Annotated in this window: 19 protein-coding genes; 4 read left to right on the forward strand and 15 right to left on the reverse strand. The window is 67.0% G+C overall.

Annotation, left to right across the window (positions count from 1 at the left end; genetic code table 11):
• Positions 1-279: 279 nt before the first annotated feature.
• Positions 280-876, forward strand: a complete 597-nt coding sequence (locus E6C64_RS09310) for an SGNH/GDSL hydrolase family protein (protein WP_158437810.1) — start codon at positions 280-282, stop codon at positions 874-876.
• Here the strand turns inward: E6C64_RS09310 and E6C64_RS09315 are convergent, their stop codons facing one another.
• On the reverse strand, positions 877-1,845 hold the full coding sequence (locus tag E6C64_RS09315) for a glycosyltransferase family 2 protein (RefSeq protein ID WP_136427238.1): 969 nt from the start codon (positions 1,843-1,845) through the stop codon (positions 877-879).
• A gap of 50 nt (positions 1,846-1,895) precedes the next feature.
• Between E6C64_RS09315 and E6C64_RS09320 the strand changes: the two genes are divergently transcribed.
• The gene (locus E6C64_RS09320; protein WP_136427239.1) at positions 1,896-3,326 is read left to right on the forward strand and encodes an SDR family NAD(P)-dependent oxidoreductase; all 1,431 of its coding nucleotides are present in this window, start codon (positions 1,896-1,898) and stop codon (positions 3,324-3,326) included.
• Positions 3,323-4,156 carry an NAD-dependent epimerase/dehydratase family protein gene (locus E6C64_RS09325; RefSeq protein WP_158437812.1) on the forward strand — a complete coding sequence of 278 codons (834 nt, stop codon included), beginning with the start codon at positions 3,323-3,325 and terminating at the stop codon, positions 4,154-4,156. Before E6C64_RS09320 ends, E6C64_RS09325 begins: the two co-directional genes overlap by 4 nt.
• Positions 4,157-4,177: 21 nt before the next feature.
• Here E6C64_RS09325 and E6C64_RS09330 read toward each other — a convergent pair whose 3' ends face one another.
• From E6C64_RS09330 to E6C64_RS09355, 6 genes are all read right to left on the reverse strand, one after another.
• Positions 4,178-5,320 carry a glycosyltransferase gene (locus tag E6C64_RS09330; protein WP_136427241.1) on the reverse strand — a complete coding sequence of 381 codons (1,143 nt, stop codon included), beginning with the start codon at positions 5,318-5,320 and terminating at the stop codon, positions 4,178-4,180.
• A gap of 92 nt (positions 5,321-5,412) precedes the next feature.
• A complete protein-coding gene (locus E6C64_RS09335) occupies positions 5,413-7,815 on the reverse strand; it encodes an LGFP repeat-containing protein (RefSeq protein WP_158437814.1) in 2,403 nt (800 codons plus the stop codon).
• A 143-nt stretch (positions 7,816-7,958) separates the two neighbouring features.
• Positions 7,959-9,962, reverse strand: coding sequence for a glycosyltransferase (locus E6C64_RS09340; RefSeq protein WP_136427243.1), 2,004 nt, complete (start codon positions 9,960-9,962; stop codon positions 7,959-7,961).
• Positions 9,959-11,122 (reverse strand): UDP-galactopyranose mutase, encoded by a 1,164-nt coding sequence (gene glf / locus E6C64_RS09345; RefSeq protein WP_136427244.1) that lies wholly within the window; start codon positions 11,120-11,122, stop codon positions 9,959-9,961. The genes E6C64_RS09340 and glf overlap by 4 nt, the downstream gene beginning before the upstream one ends.
• Positions 11,123-11,216: 94 nt before the next feature.
• A complete protein-coding gene (locus E6C64_RS09350; protein WP_233255574.1) occupies positions 11,217-12,425 on the reverse strand; it encodes an acyltransferase family protein in 1,209 nt (402 codons plus the stop codon).
• Positions 12,426-12,566: 141 nt separating this feature from the next.
• The gene (locus tag E6C64_RS09355) at positions 12,567-13,208 is read right to left on the reverse strand and encodes a histidine phosphatase family protein (protein ID WP_136427246.1); all 642 of its coding nucleotides are present in this window, start codon (positions 13,206-13,208) and stop codon (positions 12,567-12,569) included.
• Positions 13,209-13,245: 37 nt separating this feature from the next.
• On the opposite strand from E6C64_RS09355, the gene E6C64_RS09360 reads away from it, so the two are divergent.
• Entirely contained in the window at positions 13,246-14,208 is a 963-nt protein-coding gene (locus E6C64_RS09360; RefSeq protein ID WP_136427247.1) for a decaprenyl-phosphate phosphoribosyltransferase, read from the forward strand.
• On the opposite strand, the gene E6C64_RS09365 is transcribed toward E6C64_RS09360, so the two are convergent.
• The 8 genes from E6C64_RS09365 to E6C64_RS09400 are packed head-to-tail and all read right to left on the reverse strand — an operon-like array spanning position 14,193 to position 24,281.
• The gene (locus E6C64_RS09365; RefSeq protein ID WP_136427248.1) at positions 14,193-15,431 is read right to left on the reverse strand and encodes a lipopolysaccharide biosynthesis protein; all 1,239 of its coding nucleotides are present in this window, start codon (positions 15,429-15,431) and stop codon (positions 14,193-14,195) included. The genes E6C64_RS09360 and E6C64_RS09365 overlap by 16 nt on opposite strands.
• A 46-nt stretch (positions 15,432-15,477) precedes the next feature.
• Positions 15,478-16,338 carry a glycosyltransferase gene (locus tag E6C64_RS09370; RefSeq protein ID WP_233255540.1) on the reverse strand — a complete coding sequence of 287 codons (861 nt, stop codon included), beginning with the start codon at positions 16,336-16,338 and terminating at the stop codon, positions 15,478-15,480.
• Positions 16,335-17,291 carry a glycosyltransferase gene (locus E6C64_RS09375; protein WP_233255541.1) on the reverse strand — a complete coding sequence of 319 codons (957 nt, stop codon included), beginning with the start codon at positions 17,289-17,291 and terminating at the stop codon, positions 16,335-16,337. The genes E6C64_RS09370 and E6C64_RS09375 overlap by 4 nt, the downstream gene beginning before the upstream one ends.
• Positions 17,288-18,031 (reverse strand): glycosyltransferase family 2 protein, encoded by a 744-nt coding sequence (locus E6C64_RS09380; RefSeq protein ID WP_136427249.1) that lies wholly within the window; start codon positions 18,029-18,031, stop codon positions 17,288-17,290. The genes E6C64_RS09375 and E6C64_RS09380 overlap by 4 nt, the downstream gene beginning before the upstream one ends.
• The gene (locus E6C64_RS09385; RefSeq protein ID WP_136427250.1) at positions 18,028-18,792 is read right to left on the reverse strand and encodes a glycosyltransferase family 2 protein; all 765 of its coding nucleotides are present in this window, start codon (positions 18,790-18,792) and stop codon (positions 18,028-18,030) included. The genes E6C64_RS09380 and E6C64_RS09385 overlap by 4 nt, the downstream gene beginning before the upstream one ends.
• Complete coding sequence (locus E6C64_RS09390) at positions 18,789-20,939, reverse strand: lysylphosphatidylglycerol synthase domain-containing protein (RefSeq protein WP_136427251.1); 2,151 nt, start codon at positions 20,937-20,939, stop codon at positions 18,789-18,791. Before E6C64_RS09390 ends, E6C64_RS09385 begins: the two co-directional genes overlap by 4 nt.
• A complete protein-coding gene (locus E6C64_RS09395; protein WP_158437817.1) occupies positions 20,936-21,499 on the reverse strand; it encodes an HAD family hydrolase in 564 nt (187 codons plus the stop codon). The genes E6C64_RS09390 and E6C64_RS09395 overlap by 4 nt, the downstream gene beginning before the upstream one ends.
• A gap of 13 nt (positions 21,500-21,512) precedes the next feature.
• Positions 21,513-24,281, reverse strand: a complete 2,769-nt coding sequence (locus E6C64_RS09400) for a GtrA family protein (RefSeq protein ID WP_158437819.1) — start codon at positions 24,279-24,281, stop codon at positions 21,513-21,515.
• Positions 24,282-24,368: the final 87 nt, after the last annotated feature.

Below are 24,368 nucleotides of genomic sequence, written 5' to 3' on the forward strand. Positions count from 1 at the left end.
GGGCGACTCAGGTCTCGCCATGATAGCGAGAACGCCATCGGCGAGATGACGTTGCGGGCTGCTCCGGACTGTCCGTCGGCGGCGGTGTCAGCAGAACCGATCGGGTCCTAGGCTCGCGGTGTGACGCGGTTGCGAGCGGCCAGGGCGCGGCCATCTGGCGCGCACACGGCGATGGGCGCGGCCATCATCGCGTGCTTTCTGGTATCGGGGATCGGAGGCGCCTCACCGGCGAAGCCGAAGGACGGCCTCCAGGTAGCACCAGCCACTTCGACCCTGCCTGTGACCGCAGCCTTCATCGGCGATTCCTACAGTCAGGGAAACGGTGCGAGCAGCGAATCGCTCCGGTGGACGAGCCTCTTGTCGGCACGCGAGCAGTGGAAGGAGATGAACTTCGCGCGCGGAGGGTCCGGCTACATCAGCACTTCGGGCGTCACGGGCTGCGGGCTCGCCTACTGCCCCAGCTATCTCGAGATGGTCCCGGAGGTCATCGCCTCCCGGCCCGACATAGTCGTCGTTGCGGGCGGTCAGAACGATTTCGACGACCTCGAGATGGACCGGTATGCCGAGGGCTCACGGATCGCTGCCGTCTACCGCGCACTGAGGGATGGACTGCCTGATGCACTCATCGTCGCCGTTGGTCCATCCACTCCTGGCCTCGTCGCGGGCGCGGTCGTGGAGTTGGATTCCGAAGTCCAAGATGCCGCTGGTGCAGTGAATGGGATCCACGTGTCCTTGAGCGAACCGAATGCGATCAGCCGAGCGAGCCTTGGGCCGGACGGGGTTCACGTGGATGATTCGGGACACGCGGCGATCGCAGCACGGGTCGCTGCCGCCGTCGAGCGAGAACGCGCGTCGATGCGAGACCTCGGCGGCTGATCAGCTCACCGAACGACGCACCCTCGACCGCAGCCTCGACCGCAGCCTGCGGAGGCGAGACCATATCGGGTGCGCCGCGAGCAGATCTGATGCGATCGCTTCTCTCTGCTCACGCAACTCCATCTGGATGAGTCGCCGCGTCGCCTCGACCGTCGCCTCGACTGTGCGCTCCACGATCCGCTGCTCCATGGCGGCCAGATAGAGCGGCAGTCCGAGCCCCTCCCGCGCCACCCAGCCGCGCAGCTCCCGTTCGCGGACGGCGATGTCGTCGCGTCGGTGAGCGGCATCGAGCTCGAACATGCTGTTGGCGTCGGCTCCCCGCGCGGCTGGGCGGTGCGTCCAGTAGGCGAGGGCAGTCCCGGGAATGAAGACGATCGGAGCCACGGCGGCCACTCGGAGGTAGAAGTCCCAGTCCTCCACTGTCTCGAGCGCTTCGTCGTAGAAGCCCACCTGCTCGTGCAGGTCCCGCCGGTAGAGGAACGAGATAGGCACCGCGCGGTTGACCTCGAGCAGATTGGAGAGGCCGACTTCCGTGAGTCCCGCCCAGAACGGCACTCGCTCCGTCTCGGTCCACTCACCCCCGCGATCCTCCTCGATCACGATCTCGGTGGGCACCATGGCGCCCGCCGCCGTCGGCGCGCCGTCGAGGACTGCGACCGTCGTCTCGAGGAATGCGGGGTGCCACAGGTCGTCATCGTCGTGCAGCACGACAAAGGGGGCCTTCGTCGAGCGCAGCCCCGTATTGGCCGCTGCACAGCGTCCTCCCGGTCCCTCGGACTCGATGACCGTCACCCGGTCGCGGATGGATGCGTCGGCAACCACGCGCTCGAGCTCGGCGCGCTCACCGCCATCGTTGACGACGACCACCTCCGCGTCCTGGAATGACTGGGCGGTGATGTCGGCGAGTGCGCGACGCAGGAAGTACGGCCGGTCCTTGGTGCGGACGACGATGGCGACGCGGTGGGGCATACCGTCACCCTACGGCCAGCCCACGGACCTCCGCGGGTAGCATCGAGGCGATGACTACGGCGAACGAACCCGGGCAGCAGCGCGATCGACCCGCGAGAGGCTCACGTGGTCCGCGGCGAGTACTCATTGCCGGGCACGGCACCGCAGGCACCAGTCTTGCGGACGATGTCCGCACCGCCGGCGATCTTGTGCTCGGCTTCCTGGACGATGTGTCCGGATCCGATGAGGTCCTCGGCCGGCTCGACGAGGTAGCCGAGGTGTGCGCTCGCATCGACGCGCAGGTCGTCTACTTCGCCATCCCGTCAGCCGAAGGCGACGTGGTGCGCGACTTCGTCGCCCATATGCCGAGCGGCGTCGAGCTGGCGATCATCCCCCGCACGTATCGAGTGGTCTCACGTGAGCGGGTCTCCGTCGATGACCTCACAGATGTGGATGTCCTCGACTTCGTCGGACGTGCCCCGGTGAAGCACGACATGATGAGCGCCCGCTCGCTGATCGCGGGCAAGCGCGTGCTGGTCACGGGCGCCGCCGGATCGATCGGCTCGCGGCTCGCCACCCAGATCCACCTCCTCGACCCGCAGCTAGTCGTATGTGTCGATCGGTCCGAGAGCGGGATCTTCCATCTCGGACGGAGCCTCCAGGACATCCCGAACTTCGTGCTCGAGATCGGCGACATCCAATCGGAGCCCCGGATCGCCCAGCTCATGGAGCGCCACCGGCCAGACATCGTCTTCCACGTGGCGGCGTACAAGCATGTCCCGCTGATGCAGGACAACGCGGTCGAGGCGTTCAACAACAACGTCTGGGGGACGATGAACGTCTTGACCCAGGCGGCCCGTCACGGCGTCGGCCGGGTGGTCTACGTCTCGACCGACAAGGCTGTCAACCCGACCAACGTGATGGGTTCGACGAAGCGGATCGGCGAGCTGTTGCTGCATGACGTGGGTGAGGCCGAGGGGGCGTCGACGGTCTACTCCGCCGTGCGCTTCGGCAACGTGCTGGAGAGCGAGGGAAGCGTCATGCAGACCTTCCGGAAGCAGCTCGCGGCCGGCAAGAACCTCACAGTCACCGATCCTGGGATCACTCGGTACTTCATGACCATCGACGAGGCGGCGCAGCTCGTCATCCAGACGGCGACATCGGGGCGGCATGGCGACCTCTTCGTGCTCGACATGGGCGAGCCGATACGGGTGTTCGATCTTGCGCAAGGCCTCATCGATGCGGTCAACCCCTCCCTCTCCGTCGATATCGTGGGTCTGCGCCCAGGAGAGAAGATGTACGAGGAGCTGTCCTACCGCGCGAGCGCGGTGGATGCGACGACCCACCCCAAGATCTTCGTGGTCACTGAGGATGACGATCACGAGCGTGGCGACACGCTTCGATGGGCCAAGAGGCTGCTCGAGCGCACGCGCACCTATTCGATCACCGACGACGAGCTCCGCGACGAGCTGCGCGCCTTCGGGTTCACTTCTCTTCAATGACTCCTTCGGTCCTGCTGATCGGCGGATCGAGCCCCCTGGGTCGGCTGATCGATGCGGAGCTGACCGCGTCGGGCAGTGACGTCCTCGCCACCTCGCGGGTCGGCGAGCACTCGCTCGACGTGACCGACCGCGCGGGCGTCGACGAGCTCTTTACCTCCGCCTCCTTCGAGAGCGTCGTGTACCTTGCCAGTCCGACAGCGACCGATCCGGGGAGCAGCCGTGCGCACCTTGACGCCCTGGACCATGTGCTGAGGCGGGCGCGAGATGCCGCCACCCGCCGATTCGTCTTCGTCTCGAGCGCCGCCGTCTACGGAACGGACGAGCGCCGTCCCCGCAGCGAGTCATCGCCACTGGCCGGCTCGACACCGTATGCGATGCTGAAAGCTGGATCGGAGAAGCTCCTGGTCGACGCCGCAGGCGACGAGTTCCTCGGCATCTCCCTCCGAGTGTTCAACGTCTGGGGTCCCGGCTTTCGACGCTCTCTGATCAATCGGCTGCTGGATGCCACGGATGCACCTCAGCTGCAGGTCAGCGAGTCATTCGTCCGCGACTACATCCACGGCGCAGACGTCGCAAGCGCCGTCGGTGCGGCTCTCGCCCTCATGGCACCAGGACCTCTCACTCTCAATGTGGGAACAGGCGTGGGCATCAGCAATGCGGCGCTCGCAGGGCTGGCGCCCCCGGGCAGCTTCCTTTCAGCACCGGTCGGGCCACCGACGTTCAGCGTCTCCGACCCACGTCGAGCGCAGCAGGTCCTCGGCTGGAGGGCTGCGAAGTCGGTCGCCGACGCATTCCGGGCCCCGACTGCCATGTCCGACGGCGGGGACTGACGAGCCGCGTCGGCACCGTCGTCAGGCGAGCTGGTCGTACAGACGCCTGTAAGCCTCGTGCGGCACGGGCGGAAGGTACTTCGCATCGAGTACGGAACGGACGCTCTGAGTGTCGTATCCGGTTTCCAGCGCGACCAGCAGTCCCCGAAGCAGATCGGCGTCGTTGCCCGCCTTGGTTATCTCGCCGAAGCCTGTGGTCTGCACGACCGTGCGCACTCCTGGGATGTCCGATGCCACCACCGGGATCCCTGCGGACATCGCCTCGACCTGCACGATGCCGAACGCCTCGAACGAGTTGATCGAAGGGAACACGAAGACGTCGAGGGAGGCGTAGTAGTGCTTGATGTCGTCCTCCTCGAGGAATCCGACGGAGTGGGCACGGCCCTGATCGATGAGCGCCTGGAGACGGGCGGTGTCGTAGCCGAGCTTCTCCGAGAGTCCTGAGACGGGTCCGGCGAACAGCAGTGCCACGTCGTCGTGCGGCATCCGCTCCATCGCTGAGATGAGCACGTTGATGCCCTTCTCAGAGGTGGGCCGCCCCATGAACCCGATCAGACGTTTGCCTTCGATCCGATAGCGAGGTTCGCCTCCCGCCCGGTCGATGGCGGTCACAGGGATGATCTCCCGATCGTTCTGCGCCATGACCGCGTGCAGTCGGGAGCTGTCGGCGTAATCCGCGCTGGATGCCACAGTGATTGCGGAACGCCGGATGAAGGATCGGTGCGAGAGGTCCAGTGCGGCAGCGATGAGTCGATCGCCGAGCCCCTCTGTCGGAGCGTCACACTGATAGGTGCCTACCAGCTTCCAGCCGCGGCGGAACAGTGCGGCGATCACGAACGACTCGGGATAGGGCATGTGCACGTGGGCGATTCCGCCGCGCTTACGCATCCGCCACATGGAGCGGATCAACCCCACCGAGAACGCGCCCCTGCCGAGGTTGAACGACTTGCGGTAGGCGTGGACCGTGACGCCGTTCTCGACTCGCCTGTACGGCGAGCCGTCTTTTGACACGCAGTGCACGTGCATGTCGTACCCGTGCTCTCCGGCGTATTCGGCGAGCACCGCGGCCATATTGGTGAGACCGGAGACATGTGGACGGTAATACTGCAGGAAGACATCCACCCGCGTGGCGCGGTCCGGCGACGCAGGCTCGATCGTGCTCATGATCTCCTAGTGGCTGACTGCGCGCGAATGCGCGCTGCTAGCCACCTTACAAAGGTGGCGTGACCCGACTCCGAGGCGGCGCCGGGAGTCGGTCAGTTGACGTGGACGGACGCTACTCCGTTCGAGACGGCGATCGAGCCGCCCTGGAAGCCCTGGGTGTACGCACCCGAGGTGGGGTTGGCAGACGGGGCACCTGTCGGGAATCCGAGCGAGCCGTACTCTCGGCCGTAGTAGCCCCACGCGACTCGCACAGCAGTCGGCAGCGCGAAGGAGCCGGCCTGGCTCTTGATGACCCACCCGCCCTGATAGTCCTGATAGCACGCGCCACCACCCAGATTGCAGGACTGCGCTGCGTTCGCGCTGCCCAACCACGGTGAGGTCAGCACAGCGTTCCACCACGGGTCGGTGCTGGAGGTGACCTTGGCGGACCCGCTGGTCACCGTCATCACCCCGCCCTGGAAGGGCTGGGTGTAGTTCCCCGAGGCGGGGTTGGCGGACGGCGCGCCGGCCGGGAAGCCGAGGATGCCGTATTCGCGGCCCCAGTCTCCCCACGTCTGGCGAACAGTCACAGGCACGGCGAACGCGCCAGCGGGACTCTTGACGACCCAGCCGCCCTGGTAGTCCTGGTAGCAGGCGCCGCCGCCAAGGCTGCACGTCTGGGCCGCGTTCGCGGTGCCGAGCCAAGGCGAGGTCAGCACTGCGTTCCACCACGGATCGGAGCTGGATGTGACCTTGGCAACGCCGCCGGTCACCGTCATCACACCTCCCTGGAAGTTCTGGGTGTAGTTGCCGGCTGTCGGATTGCTCGAGGGCGCAGCTGTCGGGAAGCCGAGGATGCCGTACTCCCTGCCCCAGTCGCCCCAGGCCGCGCGCACCGCGTTGGGAACTGCGTAGGCGCCGGACGGGCTCTTCACCACCCACCCGCCGGCGAAGCTCTGGAAGCAGGCCCCGCCCGAGAGAGTGCAGGACTGGGCAGCGGTCGGCGCTCCGAGCCACGGCGACGTGACGATCGCGTTCCACCACGGGTCGGTGCTGGAGGTGACGACGGCGACGTTGTTGGTGACCGTCACCACTCCTCCCTGGAAGGCCTGCGTGTAGGACGAGCCCCCCGGCACGGACGGGGCGCCGGACGGGAGTCCGAGCATGCCGAACTCACGACCCCAATTGCCCCATGTCTCCCGGACGGCGTTCGGCACGACCTGGGTCCCCGTCGCCGACGAGGTGACCATCCAGCCACCGTCGAACTGCTGCACGCAGATAGCGGCCGTGCACCAGCGGTCTGCGATAGGCAGGCCGAGCATGCCGTACTCGCGACCCCAGTTCCCCCAGACCGCGCGCTCGGTATTGGCTACGAGGCGGAAGCCGATGCGGTCGGACTGCACGAGCCAGCCGCCCTGGAACTCCTGGCGGCAGGCGCCGCCTCCCATGTCGCAGAGTCGTTCGGACGTCGGCAGACCGAGCGGCCCGTACTCACGGCCCTGGTTTCCCCATGCAGCGAGGAACTCCGGCCGTGCTCCGTGCACCCCCGTGGTGGCTCCCGAGAAGACCATGCCTCCTGAGAACTGCTGACGGCATCCGACGACGTCACAGCTCGCTGCGTAGAGCGGAAACCCCAGCCACGACGAGTTCGTCGCGTAGTAGTCGACGAACGCCGAGCCGACCTCGGGCCCGCGAGTGGCTCCGAACCAGTCGGAGAAGTAGGTGAAGAAGTTCCTGTTCCCGTATGCCGAGCAGCTGTCGCCGACGCCGTAGGCAGAGGCGAGCGCCGCGGCGTTCGGAGTGTACGGCGTGTAGACGTACAGCGCGTGCGTTGCCTGATTGGCAATGGTCACGCGCTTGGTTCCGCACGCGGAATTGGGGTGGTAGGGGACGTTGCTCGTCTGACCGACGGGATACATCAAGTCGTAGCGTGAGTAGTACGAGGTGCCGCTGCCGGTCCCAGCAGGCTGTGTGTAGCGGACCAACGCCTGAGCTGCACCATAGACCTGGTTGAAGAATCCGTAGTACTCGGCATCGCATGGAGCAGTGTCAGGGCAGGCCATGCCCATCGCCGCGCGGTAGTTCTGGCTGCTCGGCGCGGAGCTCGTGACGAGTCCCTGCTCCTTCTGCAGCATGACGATCAGGACCTTCGGGCTCACGCCGCAGGACTGTCCGACCTTTGCGATGATGTCGGCGGCGGACTCGTAGGCCGTGCCGACGTAGCCCCGGCACATCGGGTCGACTGACTTGTTCGTCGTATCGATGCGGAGGTCTTTGAGGCAGGTGTACCCATTGGAGCACGTCGGACGCTTGGACACGAGGAACGCCTGCACCTGCTGGGCGGTCATCGCCGAGCCGTTGAAGAAGATCGAGTCGTCGATGATCCGTCCGGGGTCGAACACGCTCAGATCAGCGGCAACGGCCGCGTCCTCTGCGTCCGCCATCGCGGGCATGAGCTGCAGGATGCCGACCACAGCGAGAGCGGCCGCCGCCATCGCGAAAATACGTTTGAACATTCTTCCCCCAAGCCCCCCCAGGCTTACCTTCCAAGAGTGACACATGTCCCGCCGGATCGCGGGTCATACGTCTGGCGGGGCTGGCCCCAGTCGAGGGCGCATCTGGATGGGGCGAGCGAGACGCCGCGATGAGGCGGCCTAGCTCAGCGCGGCGAGCGCCCTCGCTGTTCGAAGTATCGTCCCCACGTCTCGACGCTGACGAGGTCCGACAGGGAGCTCCGATAGCGGCTCGACAGCTGCGGCCACTCCCTGCGCAGGATGTAGGCGAAGCGGAGGGCGTTCAACAGACCTGCCCGGAAGATGCGCCGGTCGCGTCGATGCCAGAGCACCGCCGACCCTTCAGCGTTCGAGACCAGGACGCTGTCGAAGTCGGGAGTCACCCACCAGCGTGCTGTCGCGAACGCGAGATGAGCCTGCGCGGGTCTCTTGTCGTCCGCGCTCGCAGGCGAGAAGAAGTGACGCGCGACGGTCCGCAGAAGCCACGGGAGGGCGGCCAGTCGAGTCGGGGACTCATCCGTCTCGACCCGCTGGCGGTCGAGCTTGAGGCCTGAAGGGAGTGATGTCAGGTCGCGGATGGGGCTGCCCTCGCTGAATCGACCAGCGAGCGCTCGCGTCTTGCCGAGTCGGGTGTCCAGTTCGGAGAACAGCGCCTCGGGGCCGGCGAGAACGTTCCTGTACGCCTCGATGCGCGCAGCGGCGGCGAAGTACTGCATCGTGAGCAGATGCCGGAGATCGGTCGCGAAGTTGGCGCGCTGCAGCCTGCCGCCTCGCGGCATCGGCGAGTGCAGGAGGGCGGCGATCAGCCGATTGCGAGCGTGATAGAACGCCTGCCAGTCCTGAGAGTCGTCCTTGTCCACCCATGACACGTGCCAGACGGCGGCGCCGGGAAGGGTGACGGTGGCATAGCCGTGGTCGGCCGCGCGAAGCGAGTACTCGGCGTCGTCCCACTTGATGAAGACCGGCAGCGACAGCCCGATCTCCTTGACGATCTCGACAGGGATGAGGGACATCCACCAGCCGTTGTATGTCACATCGAATCGCTTGTGCATCCAGCGGGTCTGGCGGAGGTTGGAGGCACCCAGGTCGTGCCGGCCAGGGGTAGCCGGACCCCAGATGAAGTTGTTCATCTCGATGGTCTCGGCGAAGGCATGCAGCTTGCTGCGGTCGTACATGTCGAACATGTGACCGCCGACGATCGTCGGCGTGACCGTGTAGTCGGCGAATCGGACCGCGCGGCGGATGCTCTCCGGCTCGATGGCGATGTCGTCGTCGAGCAGCAGGACGTAGTCCGACTCGCCTGCGTCGACCGTCTCGAACATCCCGCGTGAGAAGCCGCCGGACCCGCCGATGTTCCCTTGCTCGATGACCTGCAGCTTGTCTCCCAGGCGCTCCTTGGCGACATCGAATCCGGGAGCGTCGACGATCTTCTCGGAGCCCTGATCGACGACGTAGATGCGATCGAGTGTCGCCACCACGTCCGGCTTGGCGCCGATGTCGGCGAGCAGCTTGGCGCAGTACTCCCCGCGGTTGAGCGTCGTGATGCCGATGCTGGCCGTTCCGATCCGGCCTCGGGTAGGCGCGCTGCCAGCTGGTGCGTGCCAGCCGGCTTCGGTGAGCGCGAAGTCATCCTCCTCGGCGATGAGGTCGAACCAGTACCAGCCGCCGTCGCCGAAGAAGGTGAACGGCAGCTCGAAGGTGGCTGCGCCCGCTTCTCGCTGCGTCGAAGAGTCGACCTGCTGCACGACTCCGCGCGCGTTGGAGCGGTAGACCATGATCTGGCCGACCCCGGTCGTCGCGACCCGCAGGACGACCGACTCCAATGACGTCCACCGTTTCCAATACGAGGCGGGGAAGGCGTTGAAGTACGTCCCGAACGACACCTTGCGCCGCCGAGGCACCCTGAAGCCCGAGTCCTCGACGAGGTCACTGAGCTCCCCGAAGTCGGAGACCCGCATCGGGACCCGCTTGAGGTCTTCATCCCACGGCTCGCGCCGTGCGATGGCGCGAGCATCCTTCGGGAGTGGGACCGTGGTCCAGTAGTCGGCGTCGACGTAGAGCGGAAGGACTCCCGGGTCGTGCTCGAGCGGGAGGATCACCCGCTGCAGCAACTGGAGTTCGACGGGGGCAGCCGGGGAAGCCGGAGTCACGCCCCGGCTCCGAACATCGGGGCGACCTTGTTCTGGAACGCGGAGAGCGCGGCTCCGATCGCCATGTGCATGTCGAGGTACTGGTAGGTGCCCAGTCGTCCTCCGAAGAGCACCTTCGCCTCGCCCTTCTGCAGCTCGCGGTAGGCGAGCAGCCGTTCGCGGTCCTGAGCGGTGTTGACCGGGTAATAGGGCTCATCCGCGCGGGTGGCGAACCTCGAGAACTCGCGCATGATCACGGTCTTGTCCTTCGGGTACCAATCCCTCTCCGGGTGGAAGTGCCGGAACTCGTGGATGCGGGTGTACGGCACGTCCCGATTGGCGTAGTTCATCACACTGGTGCCCTGGAAGTCCCCGACTTGGAGCACCTCCTCCTCGAAGTCGAGGGTGCGCCATGCGAGCTCGCCCTCGCTGTAGTCGAAGTATCGGTCGATCGGGCCGGTGTAGATGATGGGGATCGAGCCGACAGTTGCGGCCTTGTTCCACGGCTGCGACGCATCGAAGAAATCCGTCTCGAGCGTGACGTCGATGCGGGGATTGTCCGCCATCCGCTCCAGCCAGGCCGTGTAGCCATCGACGGGCAGCCCCTCGTGGGCGTCGTTGAAGTAGCGGTTGTCGTAGGTGTAGCGGACTGGGAGCCGGCTGATCACCTCCGCGGGCAGGTCCGTCGGGTCGGTCTGCCATTGCTTCGCCGTGTAGTCGCGGATGAAGGCTTCATAGAGCGGGCGCCCGATCAGCGAGATCGCCTTCTCCTCCAGGTTCTGAGGATCGCCGGTCGCCCCTTCTGCAGCGAGCTCCTGCACGAGCGCGCGCGCCGCAGCGGGCCCGTGCGCGGCCCGGAAGAACTGGTTGATCGTGCCCAGGTTGATGGGCAGCGGATAGACCTCGCCGTTGTAGTCGGCGTACACGCGGTGCACGTAATCGGTGAAGCGGGTGAAGCGGTTGACGTACTCCCACACGCTCTCGTTCGATGTGTGGAAGAGGTGCGCACCGTAGCGATGGACCTCGATTCCCGTCTCGGCCTCGTTCTCGCTGTACGCATTGCCGCCGATGTGATGGCGGCGCTCGATGACCTGGACATTGAGCCCCAGCTCGTTGGCAGCACGCTCGGCGATCGTCAATCCGAAGAACCCGGACCCCACAACCAGTAGATCTGCGTTCACGCGATTCCTCCCCGTAGACCTCGGATCACCCTAGCCGACGCGCCGAACCCGAGCCCTTGCGAGGGGGCGCTGAGCCTTCTCAACGGCCGACTGCTCAGTCCACTGCGCGAACCCGGGCTGCGGCATCAGCGTCAGGAGCCCTGCTGTCCGACGGCGGCGAGGCATCTGCAGCCCGCTTTCGGGACGATCCCTCAGCCAGGACGTCCCCCGGGGAGGGCCTGCGGAGCGATGCCTCCAGAACACGTCGCAGCCGTCGCCCGATCGGCTGCTCGATGATGCGGTTCACCATATACGCGACGACGAGCATGATGACGATCACCAGCAGGAGCACGAGGGTCTTCGGAAGGGCCGGATAGAGCTTCCCGATCAGCCACCACCCGGCTATCTCGTGAATGAGATAGAGCGGATACGTCAGCGCCCCGGCGGCGGTGAGCCATCTCCATCGGACTGCGGACAGCTGTGTCTGAGTGACCAGGGCGATCGCGATGACGAAGGTCGCGTAGACGAGGACGACGACATTCGGATTGGTCGGAAGATGGGGTCCGGGCGCGGCCTGCTCGACGTAGACCCCGCGCACGATCGCGATCCAATTGAGAGCGAGAGGCAGGATCGTGGCGATCGACCAACCCTCGCGATACGCGAGGAACAGGAGCATTCCCGCGGCGAAGAACGGCGCATAGTCAGGCATCAGGATCTCGCTGAGCGCCGGGAGCTGGAACTGGCTCACGAAAGCGGCGAGGATCGGCCAGGCGGTCGCGAGAACGATGATGCGAGCTCGCGTGACGCGGACGAGGACCAGCAGCCCCACGATGATGTAGAACTTCAGCTCAGCCCAGAGGGTCCAGTACACCCCGTCGACGTGCGGGACGCCGAACGCGGTCTGGAACATCGTCAGATTGACCAGGATGCCCGATGGACCGACACTCGCCCATGATCCGCCGACATCGATGCTCCGATCGAAGAAGAGCAGGCTTCCCGTCAGAAGGACTGCGAACCAGTACGCCGGATACAGACGTCCGACACGTGAGGCGACGAATCCCGGCAGGTCGGAGCTCCAGGCCGACATCAGGACGACGAAGCCGCTGATCAGGAAGAACAGCTCCACTCCGAGAAATCCGTACACCGTCACTCCTGACAGTGGAGCCCAGAGCTCGAGCGGCAGGCTGCCCGACCACGCCGAGCTGTCGCGGGCCGTGTAGTGGTACAGGACAACGGAGAGAGCAGCAACGAGACGCAGGAGATCAAGCAGCCGGAACCGCGGGCGACCGCCCGCACTGCCGACATCCACGCGCGCCTCGACCATCACCACCCCGCCCCTCATCACCGCATCCGCGGCCGGTCCTGCCGTCTGGCCCCTGAACGGGTCTCAGGCCGGATCACGATAACGCGGAGCCTCTCGGTGGGCGGGCATTCGGTCCCCGTGTCGCCGGTGCGGCTCCGACGGTCAGACCGCGCCGACGTCGCCCTTTCGGCGGCGCAGCGACGACGCGGGATCGGCGTAGTCCACTTCAGTCCACCCGTTGCGATTCTCGAAGCTAGTGATGCTCGACAGAGCGCAGCGGCGCTTGCGAGGGTCGTGAGCGAGACTCTGCCCGGCGACGCTGCGATGTGCCATCCAGATGGGCAGCTGGTGCGAGACGATCACGACGTCTCCGTCATCGACGGATCTCCACGCGAAGTCCATCTCCGCACGCATCCGTGCAGCGACCTCGACGAAGGGCTCTCCCCAGCTCGGTGTGAACGGATTGACGAGGTAGCGCCATGCCCCGGGCTTGAACAGGATGCCGGCGTTCATCTGATACCTGCCGCCCTCCAGGCGACTGAACGCCTCGATCAGCGGATCGCGGGTCTCAATCTCGAGATCGAATGCAGCAGCGACCGGCTCTGCAGACTCGACCGCGCGCTCTAGCGGAGAGGACAGGAGCCTCGTCACCCGATGTCCGGACCTCAGCAGATGATCGGCGGCGGCGGCCGCCATCTCCCGCCCGGCTGTGGAGAGGCCGAATCCGGGGAGGCGTCCGTAGAGGACGCCCCGGGGGTTGTCGACTTCGCCGTGGCGGACGAGGTGGACCTGTGACGCGGGCACAGCTCCACCCTACGGCGGCAATCCGAACCCGCGGGCTATGTTGGACTCCCGGAGCGATCGCGCCCAAGCGAGAAGGAGCACCACGATCAGCGAACCGGACCTCATCCCCGATCAGACCCCGCGCGCGTCATCCGTCGCCGGCGGGATCCTGCGCACCGCGCGTCCTCGTCAATGGGTGAAGAACGTGCTGGTGATCGCGGCTCCCCTCGCGGGGGTCCGGATCCTGGAGCCGGCAGTGCTCCTCGACACCGCCATCGCCTTCGCCGCCTTCTGTCTCGCGGCATCGGGCGTCTACCTCCTGAACGATGCGCTCGACATCGAGGCGGATCGCGCCCACCCCAAGAAGCGCACTCGGCCCATCGCTGCGGGAGTCGTCCCGCTGCGCACCGCCTACGCGGCAGCGGTGGTGCTCTTCCTCGCGAGCGTCGCGATCGCACTGCTCGCGGGACTCGGCCTTGCGGGCGTCATGGCCTTCTACATAGCGCTGCAGATCGCGTACTGCATCTGGCTCAAGCACCAGCCGATCCTCGACATCGCCGTCGTCTCCTCCGGCTTCCTGCTCAGGATGATCGCAGGCGGCGTGGCGACCGATATCCGGCTGAGCCAGTGGTTCCTCATCGTCGCGGTGTTCGGATCCCTGCTGATGGTCGCCGGCAAACGCTACGCGGAGATCCTGGCGACGCACGAGCGCACGGGCGAGGTCCGCGGTTCGCTCAAGGGCTACACCCGGAGCTACCTCGCCTTCGTCTGGCATACAGCTGCCACGGTGCTCGTGCTCGGCTACAGCCTGTGGGCATTCGAATCATCCGCCGGGGGCGGGAACATCTGGCTCTCCCTGTCCGTGGCCCCGTTCGTACTGGCGGCTCTGCGCTACACACAGCACATCGATCGCGGCGACGCGGAGGCTCCTGAGGACATCGCTCTGGGCGACCGGATGCTCCAAGCGTTCGCCCTCGCCTGGATCGTGCTCGTCGCCGTGGGGATCTACCTGCCGGGATGATCTCCTCGGGATGCGCGATGCGCGCGACCGGCTGCCACGAGTGAGAGCAGGCCGACACCCCACCCGATGAGCGAGCCGCCCGCGAAGGCCACGGACACCGAAGGCACGATGCCGATCGACGGACGGAGAATGAGCACCGTCGCCGCAAAGACGAGCACGGCCGCGATCCAGGCGGTCGACGCCTGCCGATGACGCCCGGCTCCGATGAGCGCCTGTGTCGAGACCACCAGACCGACGTGCACGAAGACGCCGGCGACCAGGAGCGCCACCAGCGGCGCCGCCAAAGCCCGCCCCTGCCCGAAGACCAGTCCGATGATCCAAGGCCCCAGCCACCCCGCGACTGCCGCCCCCACGATGGCGAGGCCCGCGATCGCACCTGCGATCGTGAGCATGAGGCGGATCATCTCGCTCGTCCGCCCTGCCGCCACCTGCGCGGCGAGGGGGGCGACCAAGGCGGCCTGCAGCGGCACGAGCATGAACAGGGGGATCCGCGCCACGCTGAAGGTGGCCTGGAACGCACCGGCGGCCCCGGCGGTCTCGGAGAGCGCTCCGATGAGCAGCGGGCCGACATTGAGCAGCACCTGTGCGGACAGCGTGCCGCCGACGAGGCTGATGACGGCCGCCCGCACCACCGGGATCGGCGCCCTCGTCCCAGGCACGGCTCGCAGACCGCCGAGCACCGGGAGATGCGCGAGGAGGATCGCTACGGCCAGCCCGATGGCGAAGAGCGCGGCGTCTGCGGGCAATCCTCTGCCGATAGTCAACGCCACGACGAGCGCCAGCATCACGCGCAGGATGCTGTCTACGGTGAGCACATCCGCGTAGCGCTTCAAGCGACCACCGGCGAGGAGATATCCCCGTGCAGTGAACTGCACGGCCGAGACGACGACCAGGGCCCCGGAGAGCAGGACGACCTGCACCGCGACTCCGTTGCCCACGAGCAGCGGAGCAGCGATTCCGAGGAGCACCAGAGTCCCGAGCGCGAGCTCCGCGGCGATCCGCACGCCGGCTCGTCCGGCCGCCTCGGGCAGCGCACCCGAGCCGCCGAGGCGGGACAGCTCCTGCTCGACGGGCAGGAACAGCCCGAATCCGATGATCAGGCTCACCGACCAGATGATGGAGAACACATCGAACTGCGAGGCATCGAGCGAACGCGAGACGGTGCCCAGGAAGACGTAGGTGAACACCCCGGAGAGGACGGTCGCGAAGATCACCCGTGTCACCGGGGACCGCATTCTGCCGCCGTTCCGCCTGTCGGCGCCGCTCACCCTATCGCCCGACCTCTGCCGAGGAACGATCCACACCATCGTCCTTGCGCGCCAGCGTCGCCCGGTAGAGCGCACGTCGGATCGCCGTGGGGATCAGACGGTAGCCTCCGCGGACGATGATGTTTCTCGCCATCTGACCGGACGTCGTGAAACCCGAGTGGCGGAACGCGCGCTGCAGCCGCAGCTCCGCCCGCAGCTGGCCCAGACCTCCGCGCCGCGAGTAGGCGCCGCTGTCGACCCGATACATCAGGAGTGGCTCGGCGAGGTTGTCGACCGCTGCCTTCGTCATGATCATGCGGGCGAACAGCCAGTAGTCCTCCATGAGTCCCATGGGCCGGTATCCGCCCGCGCGGAGAACCGCGCTGCGGCGATACACGACGGTGGGGTGATTGAAGGGATCGTGGAAGCGGGCGAAGCCGTCGATGCGCTCCCCCACGGGCGGGGTGCGTCGCGCGACGATGCCGCTGCCGTTCTCTGCGAACTCGAACATCCCCGTTCCCAGTAGGTCCAGTCGGCGATCGTGGAAGGCCGCCAGCTGGCGCTCGAAGCGGTGGGGCATCGCGATGTCGTCGGCGTCCATCCGCGCCACGATGTCGTGGCTGCAGCTCTGGAGTCCGAGGGTGAGCGCGGCCGCCAGCCCCCTGTTCTCGGGCATCACCAGATGGTGGACCGGAACCGGACAGCTCGCGACGAACCGCTCGATCGTGCGCTCGAGCGCAACGCCGACAGGGCCGTCCTGCACCAGGACGACCTCGTCCGGATAGAGGGACTGGTCCAGCACCGCGCTTGTCAGCGCGCGCTCCAGGTGATCGGCGCTGTCCTTGGCGTACACGGACATGAGGAGCGAGAAGTGCTCCGTCACAGCGCCCCTTCGAATGCCGCGATCGCCGCTCCCACCGCACCGAGGTCGGCCAGTGTCTCGGCATTGGGGCGCGGACGGGTGGTCAGCCCATCGCGGAGGCCTCGGATGAGGCCGCTGCGCAGCACTGCCCTCTGATGGGAGCCCGCGAAGGTCAGCGCCCACCGCACCGAGGTGGTCGAGACGTAGACCGCCTTCTCGAACGGCGAATAGGCGCGGGATCGAAGGAACAGCCAGAGCTTGTTGCGCACCTCGAGGTAGAAGCGCTCGCCCGGATCCGCCTTGGTGCTGCCGAACACCTTCGTCTTGTGAACGACCACGCTGCGCCTGCAGAAGAGGGCGGTGCTGCCTCTGACGATCCGCCCGCTGTACTCGAAGTCGTCGTTCCAGAGGAAGTAGTCGGCGATGGGCAGGCCCCGCTCCCTCACGATGTCCGCCTCGAGGAGGAGGGAGACGAAGGAGGACGAGCGGACGGGGAAGGCGTCGACGGCGGCGGCCGGCACCCGCAGCGCACGCGCCGCCCCCCATCGGAACGGCGAGGGCTTGGGGGTGTTCATCGGATGGTCGCGGCCATCCGTCCACACCACCCGCGACCCGTAGGCGCCGGCGCGCTTGCCGGTCGCCGTCCGTGCAGCGAGGAGCTCCTCGAGCGCGCTCGCCGTCGGAACGGTGTCATCGTCCATGACCCAGACGAGGTCGGCACTGTGCACGGTCACCGCTCGCTCGATGCCGACCGCGAAACCGCCCGCGCCGCCCGTGTTGCGCGGCAGCCGGACGATGTCCGCATCCGGTGCCAGCTGCGCTGCATGATCGGCCGATCCGTCGTCGGATCCGTTGTCTACCACCACGATCGCGCGCGGCGCATGCGTCTGCTCCAGCAGCGCCGTCAGCGTCTCGCCGAGGAGCTCGCGACGGTTGTAGGCGACTACAACGGCCACCACTGCATCGCCGCTCACGTCGGCAGACCGGTGGCTTCGAACCGCTCGAGCTCCGCCGGCGTGCCGAAGCTGTAGAACTCACCCCTCGCCAGCCCGACCGGGCGACCATCTTCGATGAGGCGGTTGAACAGGAGCGACACGTAGTACTCCTTCATCTCCGCGGAGATAGGAGTGGCCAGCAGCGCCTGGGCGGCTTCCAGGAACACAGATGCGGACACGAAGAAGTACGCCCCCATCAAGGCGTTGTCGGAGATGGGATCCTTCTCGGCCGTGCGGTAGACGCTGCCGTTCCCGTCCGTCGCGGCGTAGCTGTACCGAGGGTCCGTCGAGGTGAACGACAGCAGCAGCCCCTCGGGGGCGCCTGATTCGACGGCTTCGGCGATGCGCGTGAAGTACTCGTCGCTCTCGAAGGCGATGTCGCAGTCCATCACGACCAGCGGAGCGTCCGGATCCAGCACGGCGGCTGCCGAGAAGGCGGTCTCCACCGCTCCACGGGTGTCGTGGTCCAGCATCACGATCTGCGCGTCAGGCTGCACCTCACGGATCAGGTCCGCCAGCCGGAAGTCCCGCTGGTGCTCCTCTCGGACGACGACGATCAGGCTCTTCGCCCCCGGGTATGCGTCGAGGGAGGCGAGCGCCCGCTTGAACATGGGCACGCCGCGCACCTCGATCAGCGGCTTGGGCGTGGAGATGCCTGCATCTCGGAAACGCTGTCCGAGACCGCCCATCGGCATGAGGACCTGCAGCCTGCCGCTCATCGCGTCACCTCATCCCACTCGTACACCTGATTTTCGGGTGCCGATGGACTCGACAGGCCGAGCCGCCAGCGCGCCAGGTTGACCAACGCCGTCCGGAACACCTTCCAGTTGCGGGCGTTCGTCACTTGGTCCTCCTCGCGCCAGGTGATCGGCACGTAGACGAATCGCACCCGACGTCGGACGAGGTCGAGGATGAGCTCGAAGTTGAAGGTGAGGCTGTTCGCGAAGCCCAGGTAGGTGCGCGAGTCGAGGTCGGCGATCCGGAACACATTGAGGCCCGAGCCGAGGTCCTCCAGCCGATGCCAGGCGACGACGCTGTAGAGCACGTTGAGCACCTTGTTGCCGAGAATGCGCTTGGTGTCGTATCCGTGCAATTGCGACCGCTTGTTGAATCGCGATCCCAGAGCTGTGCGCCCCGAGCGCTCGGAGACGTCCAGCAGCCGGGCGACCTCTCGACTGTCAGCCTGGTTGTCACCGTGCAGGATCACCACGTGCGTGTAGCCGGCGGAGCGCGCATGTTCGAACGCCGCCTTGTGGGTGCCTCCGAGATTCACATTCGCCCGGTTGCGCAGCACGCGCAGCCCGGGGAGTCGTCCTCGCTCCTGGTAGTCCAAAGCGCGTGCCACCGTGTCATCGGTGCTGCCGTTGTCGACGACCCAGATCTCTTCGACCCGCGCTGCAGTCGCCTCGTCGATCTCGTCGAGCACCCGTCCGATCTGCGGCGCGCAGTTGTACGCGGGAATGGCGATGACCGCTCTCATGCGTCGTCCTCCGATGGGTACTGCTCTATGAATTGGTTGAGCGCTTCGACCGCGACCGCGTAGTACTTCAGCACCGTCGCGGGGTTGATCACCACTCGGTGCGTGAGCATCCGGGCGTAGAAGAGCCCGACGTGGAAGAGCACCGCCCGCTGCTCGGCCGCGCTCAGATAGCGCGGCATGAGCTCGGTCTGCATGTGCTCGGTGAGGTCGGCATAGCGCGAGGAACGCGCGTTGCGGTACGACACCGACGGCAGTCCGGTCGGGTCCTGCTCCAGAGGCACGGCGCTCTCGTCGGCATTGAGGAATTCGTAGCCGAATCGCAGGGACTGCATGTGCCGAGCGAAGTCGATGATCGGCCCGCGTATCTGGTTGTCGTCGGAGGGATCGATGATGAGGATGTCGTCGACGGCGGCGTCGACGAGGATGTTGTCGATGGTGAGGTCGCCGTGGATCGCAGCGGATTCCCGGTAGACGGCCAGATCGGGCCAGGCGTCTGGGTGGTCCTGGATGCGCCGCATCACCTGCGCGAAGTTGTCGAGCGTCTTGCCGTTGACCACGATCTGCGGGCTGCCGAGCGCCCGCTGGAGGTCCTCGTGCACCAGCGCAGCGGCCGCCACCCGCGAGATCAGCCGCTCTTCCACGTACTCGTCCCGGATCTCCGGGCGTGACGCTTCCTTCTCGAGGGTGTAGATCTCGCGGTGCATGAACGCCCACACGTCGTCGATCTTCTCGATCGCCGTCTCGAGCGCAGCCTGGTGCACGTAGTCGAAGAGCGGTCCGCTGGCGGGTCGGTACTCGAGATCGATCGCGTAGAAGTCCTCGTTGCGCTCCTCCCGCAGAGCCCTGACGAGCTGGGGGTTGCCATCACGCTCGACCAGCCAGTCGTACTGGTTGCGCAGCCGATGCTCGTATTCGGAGGGGACGAGCTTCTTGACGTAGCGGCCCTCGGGGGTCTGCGCCAGAACGGTGAGTGCGTTGGAGCCGCCCTTGAAGAACTTCACCAGCTGGAGGCGACCCGAGACCTCGAGTCGATGAACGACCTGCGAGAGCCGTTCGCCTTGGAAGTACGAGTCGAGGAAGTGCGGCATGGTCTGCGAGATGTCCTCGACCCGGACCAGCTTGTTCTCGAAGCTCGTCGTCTGGGTCACCTCGCCATGCTCGAGCGTCGGCTTGGTGGTGACGAGGAAGAGCATTATCAATCCGATCGCAGCGATCGGGAGGTTGAGCACGACGAAGGCCGCACCGGCGAACGCCGCGACCGACTCGGTCGCGCCCACGGGCACCAGGCCGAGTGTGCCGACGACCGTCTCCACGAAGTTCGCGGGATCGGCGATCCACGCGGACAGGCTGCCGACATAGGGCGCCACGGCAGCCACCACCGGATTCGCCCCGCTGCCGACACCGAGGAAGGCAGCCACCAGAAGGGCGGTGGCTCCGAAGTAGCAGATCCACGATGCCGCAGAGAATGCAGCGTAGAGCGCCAGGCGCCTTCTGTGCAGCAGCAGGCGCTGGAAGCCGAAGAGCACGCCCCAGATCCTGAAGCGCGCCTGTGCCTCGATCCGTGGGTTGAGCAGAGCGGTTCCCCGCCAGACGATCCTCAGCAGTGTGCGGTCCTCGCCCACGAAGCGCACGAACAGGAACAGAGCGACGACGCTGACGGTGAGGGCGAGCACGGCGATGCCGATCGAGAGGAGGCGGACCCCCTCGAGCAGGAAGGCCGCTAGGACGAGGAACACGGTCGACACGAGGATCGCGTCGATGAGGCGCTCGACCAGCACGGCGGCGAGCGTGTAGAGGATGCTCATCCGAAGCTTCCGGGCGATCAGAAATGCCCGGATGATCTCCCCGATCCGGAACGGGAGGACGATGTCGAAGAAGTAGCCCACCGAGAGGGCTTGGAATTGAGCCCCCAGGCTGCCCCGACGGACGTTGTCGAGCGGGATCTTCGTGCGTGCCGCGCGGAACAGATGGCCCACGAGGAGCACCAGCGCGGACCCAGCCGTCAACCACAGCGTCGTCGCTGACAGCTCCGCCAGCATCTCGAATATCTCGGCGAGCGGCGCGCGAGCCAGCGCCGCGAATACGGCGATGCCGATCGCTCCCAGCCCGAGGAGGACGAGACGGGTGCGCCCGAATCGTTCGATCACGCGAACCTGCCGATCCGGACCACCCGGATGCCGGCCGCCGCCGCGGCAGCCGCCCCAGTGTCGGAATCCTCGAAGGCGATGGCCTCGTGCGGCTCGACGCCCAGTCGACGGAGCGCGACCTCGTACGCCTCGGGATGAGGCTTGCTCTTCTCCACGTCTTCACCGAAGACGAGGACCTGGAAGGTGTCGGCGATGCCGACATGGGCCAGCACCGCGCGCGCGTTGCTCTCCTTCGCGGTGGTGACGAGTCCCGTCGCCAGCTGCGGCGCCATCTGTCGGAGGAAGCCGATGAGCGCCGTGTTGGGCACGGTCTGCTCCAGACGCTCCGCGTACGCCTCGCTCTTCCGGCGGCGGATGCCGTCGATCTGCGCCGTCGTCAAGCCTGGCAGCAGGGCGGGGATGAAGTCCCGAGAGTCCTGGCCCCACGTGCCGTCGAAGGTGGGGCGGTCGAGTTCATACCCCGCGGACTGGAAGGCCGTCCGGTAGGCGAGGTAGTTGGATTCGCGGGTGTCGACGAGAGTCCCGTCGAGGTCGAACAGCAGCGCCCGGATCTCCGTCACGATCTCGATCCTTTCACGGCGTCTGTCCCGAGGAGGGTCGCAGCGGCTCCTCCAGCGCGGCATCGGTCTCGGATCCGCCCTCCGGGTCGGCTCCTGCACGAGGCCGGGCGAAGCGGGCGAACAGCAAGCGCCCGAAGAGGAAGTTGGCCAGGAACGACAGCGGCAGCGAGGCCGCCTTGCTCACGAGGGGATGCAGGCCGAGGCCGTCGACGCCCCATTGGATGATCAGGGAGAAGACGGAGATCGAGAGCACGTACCAACCGACGAATAGCGCGAACGTCAGCACTGTGGCCTGCTGTCCGAAGGTGTATCTCGTGATGAGCAGATACAGCACGACGACCGCGGCGCCCGAACTGATCACGTTGCTCAGTCCCGCCTCGACACCGAGATGGGTGAGCAGCGCATAGAGTCCGAGGTCGACGCCCAGGCCGGCGCAGGCGCTCCACAGGAAGCGCAGCAGCTGAGAGATGAGCACTGTGAGCCGGGACGGCGCCGTCGGCTCGCCGCGCTCGGCCGCTCGTCGCTCCCGCCTCTCCTCGGAGAGGCGGAGCCGACGCGCTCGGGCGAACACGATCAGACCCGCTCCGGCGATCACCGCCAGGGCACCGATCAGCACAGCCGGGATCAGGACGCGCACGCCGATGGGCGCGTAGGCCACCTCGAGCCGCCCTGCCTCGGTACCTGCGGGGAGGTCGATCTCGACGATCGCCCCGTCGAGCGTAGACACCGGCATGTTGCGTCCGTCGAGTGTGGCGGTGATCCCCGGCCAGAACGGGACGGCGAGCACGACCGCCCCGCCATCGGACGCCGTGACCGTGTATTCATCCATGGGCTGACCGACGTACGCCGGGCCGCTGGCGAACTTCGACGCGATCGTCACGCCCGCAGCCGCCCAGGTGATGCGCCCCGGCAGCTCGTCGTTCCGTTCGTAGAATCGCCATTCGGACGACTCATCCGTCAGAGTCCATTCCTCGTCGAGGTAGGCCCGAATCGCAGCGGGTGCGTCCTGCGCGAGCACGATCCTGTCCTGGCTCGTGAGATCGAGCCAGGTCTCTCCGGTGAGCGGCTCACGTTCCAGCAGAGCGGCTCCGGAGTCGGCCGGGCCGCCGCACTGCAAGCCGAGATAGTCCTCGCACACGTGCCGCTGGTAGTCCTTCTGGCCGATCGCAAGCGAGCCGAAGCCGGGCTTCAGTCCAGCGAGGAGGTTGCCGTTGCCCTCCATGACCCCCGTCTCCCATCCGCGGTCGGGTGACGCCGTCCAGTCGAGGACTGTCACCGAGGTGTCGGTCAGGATGGACCTTTCCCGGTAGCTCTGCTCCGTCACTCCCGTCGCGGGCTGAGCGCTGCGCAGCAGTCGGTACGGAGCACCGTCGACGGAGGACGTGCCGACACCCTGCCGGTCAGCGGTCGTCTCGAGTGAGACCATGGCGCGCTCCTGGATGAACCAGGTGCTGGCGGTGCCGAGGACGAGAAGGACCGCAGCCGCCACGCGCCAGCGGCCGTTGCGCGCGAGGAGTGCCATCGCGGCAATCACCACGGCCGCGGTCACGAGTCCGCCGACGATATGCCATTCGACGAGACGCGGGGACCGGAACGCCGCGAGAAGCACCTGACCCGCCACGAGGGACCCGGCCAGGATGATCCGGCCGCGTGTGACTCGGCGCGCGCCGCTCACGGCGACGGCCGCGAGGATCGGCAGGGCGGTCTGCGCTACCACCACGTACCGCAGGGGCACCCGGAACCCGCCGATGACGGCGGGCAGCTGCGTGGCGAGGAGCGCGACTGCCACCAGAGCGAGCGCTGTCGGCACGCCGCGCAGCCTCACGGCGCGGGGCCAGTCGACGAATGCGAGCAGCGGCACCGCGAAGATGGCCGTGCTCAGCGCCATGACCGGCGCCACGGCGCCGCCCCACGCGTTGAGCTCTCCCGTGAGGGTTGCGCCGCCCAGCGCCGCATCGAGCAGATTGGGCACCGCGAAGCCGGTGTTGGCCAGGATCCCGGACGGCGTCGGCCGCTCCAGCACGGAGGTCGACCCCACCAGGGTCAGCAGGGTGGGCGCGGCGACGAGCGCTCCGCCGACGCAGGCGAGCGCCCTGCCGAGCACCTCGGCGTGGGTCAGGACGGATCGCCACGATCCATAGGCGCGTCGTCGCTGCACGATCTCGACGACGAACACCAGGACGGCGAAGGGAATCAGGTACGGGTTGCCGCTCGCCAGCACTCCGGTCAGTCCCACGCCGGCCGCGATCGCGCCGACCGCGGTCCGAGTGGACAGGCCGAACCAGAACCAGACGAGCCAGCCGACGCTCCACAGCATGGGCCACCACGCGCTGCCGAACCACATGAGGAAGCCCCCGGTGGCGACGCCGATGGCCGCGCCGACGACCAGCCAGAGATGCGCGCGGAGATGCCAGGCGAGAGCGACGACACCCGTGCCCAGCACGAGCATCGAGATGCCCGCCACGATCCATGACACCGTCAGGTAGTCGTCGGAGTGCGAGATGATCGCCTGGACGATCCAGTGGAGGGGGTCGAGCGCGCCGTACTGGATGTCGACGGTGAACGCTCCGGCGACGCCGAGGTCGGGATCCATCAGCGCGGGGATGCCGCCGTGCGCCGTGCGTCCGAGCCACCACCAGGCGGGCCCGAACTGAGCCTCCGAGTCGTCGAACCAGAAGAAGCGCGGCGCGATCGCACGCATCAGCGCCAGCACCGCTATCTGGAGAGGCAGGTAGACCGCGTAGGCGGTGATCAGCTGCCGGAACGGCGAACGTGGTGGCACTGTGTGGACCCGACCTCTGCAGTTGCACGCCCGCTGGGTGCCCGCGCGGCACCCGGAGCGCCGGGCCATGCTAGCAATCCGGAGGCG

This window comes from Naasia lichenicola (assembly GCF_004801885.1).
In the GTDB taxonomy this organism is placed as follows: domain Bacteria; phylum Actinomycetota; class Actinomycetes; order Actinomycetales; family Microbacteriaceae; genus Naasia; species Naasia lichenicola.

Excerpts from the sequence above, each read along its gene's own strand:
- E6C64_RS09350 (WP_233255574.1), bottom strand. The coding sequence starts at position 12,425 with ATGGTCGAGGCGCGCGTGGATGTCGGCAGTGCGGGCGGTCGCCCGCGG.
- E6C64_RS09320 (WP_136427239.1), top strand. The coding sequence starts at position 1,896 with ATGACTACGGCGAACGAACCCGGGCAGCAGCGCGATCGACCCGCGAGA.
- E6C64_RS09380 (WP_136427249.1), bottom strand. The coding sequence starts at position 18,031 with ATGAGCGGCAGGCTGCAGGTCCTCATGCCGATGGGCGGTCTCGGACAG.
- E6C64_RS09360 (WP_136427247.1), top strand. The coding sequence starts at position 13,246 with ATGTTGGACTCCCGGAGCGATCGCGCCCAAGCGAGAAGGAGCACCACG.
- E6C64_RS09335 (WP_158437814.1), bottom strand. The coding sequence starts at position 7,815 with ATGTTCAAACGTATTTTCGCGATGGCGGCGGCCGCTCTCGCTGTGGTC.
- E6C64_RS09325 (WP_158437812.1), top strand. The coding sequence starts at position 3,323 with ATGACTCCTTCGGTCCTGCTGATCGGCGGATCGAGCCCCCTGGGTCGG.
- E6C64_RS09330 (WP_136427241.1), bottom strand. The coding sequence starts at position 5,320 with ATGAGCACGATCGAGCCTGCGTCGCCGGACCGCGCCACGCGGGTGGAT.
- E6C64_RS09385 (WP_136427250.1), bottom strand. The coding sequence starts at position 18,792 with ATGAGAGCGGTCATCGCCATTCCCGCGTACAACTGCGCGCCGCAGATC.
- E6C64_RS09315 (WP_136427238.1), bottom strand. The coding sequence starts at position 1,845 with ATGCCCCACCGCGTCGCCATCGTCGTCCGCACCAAGGACCGGCCGTAC.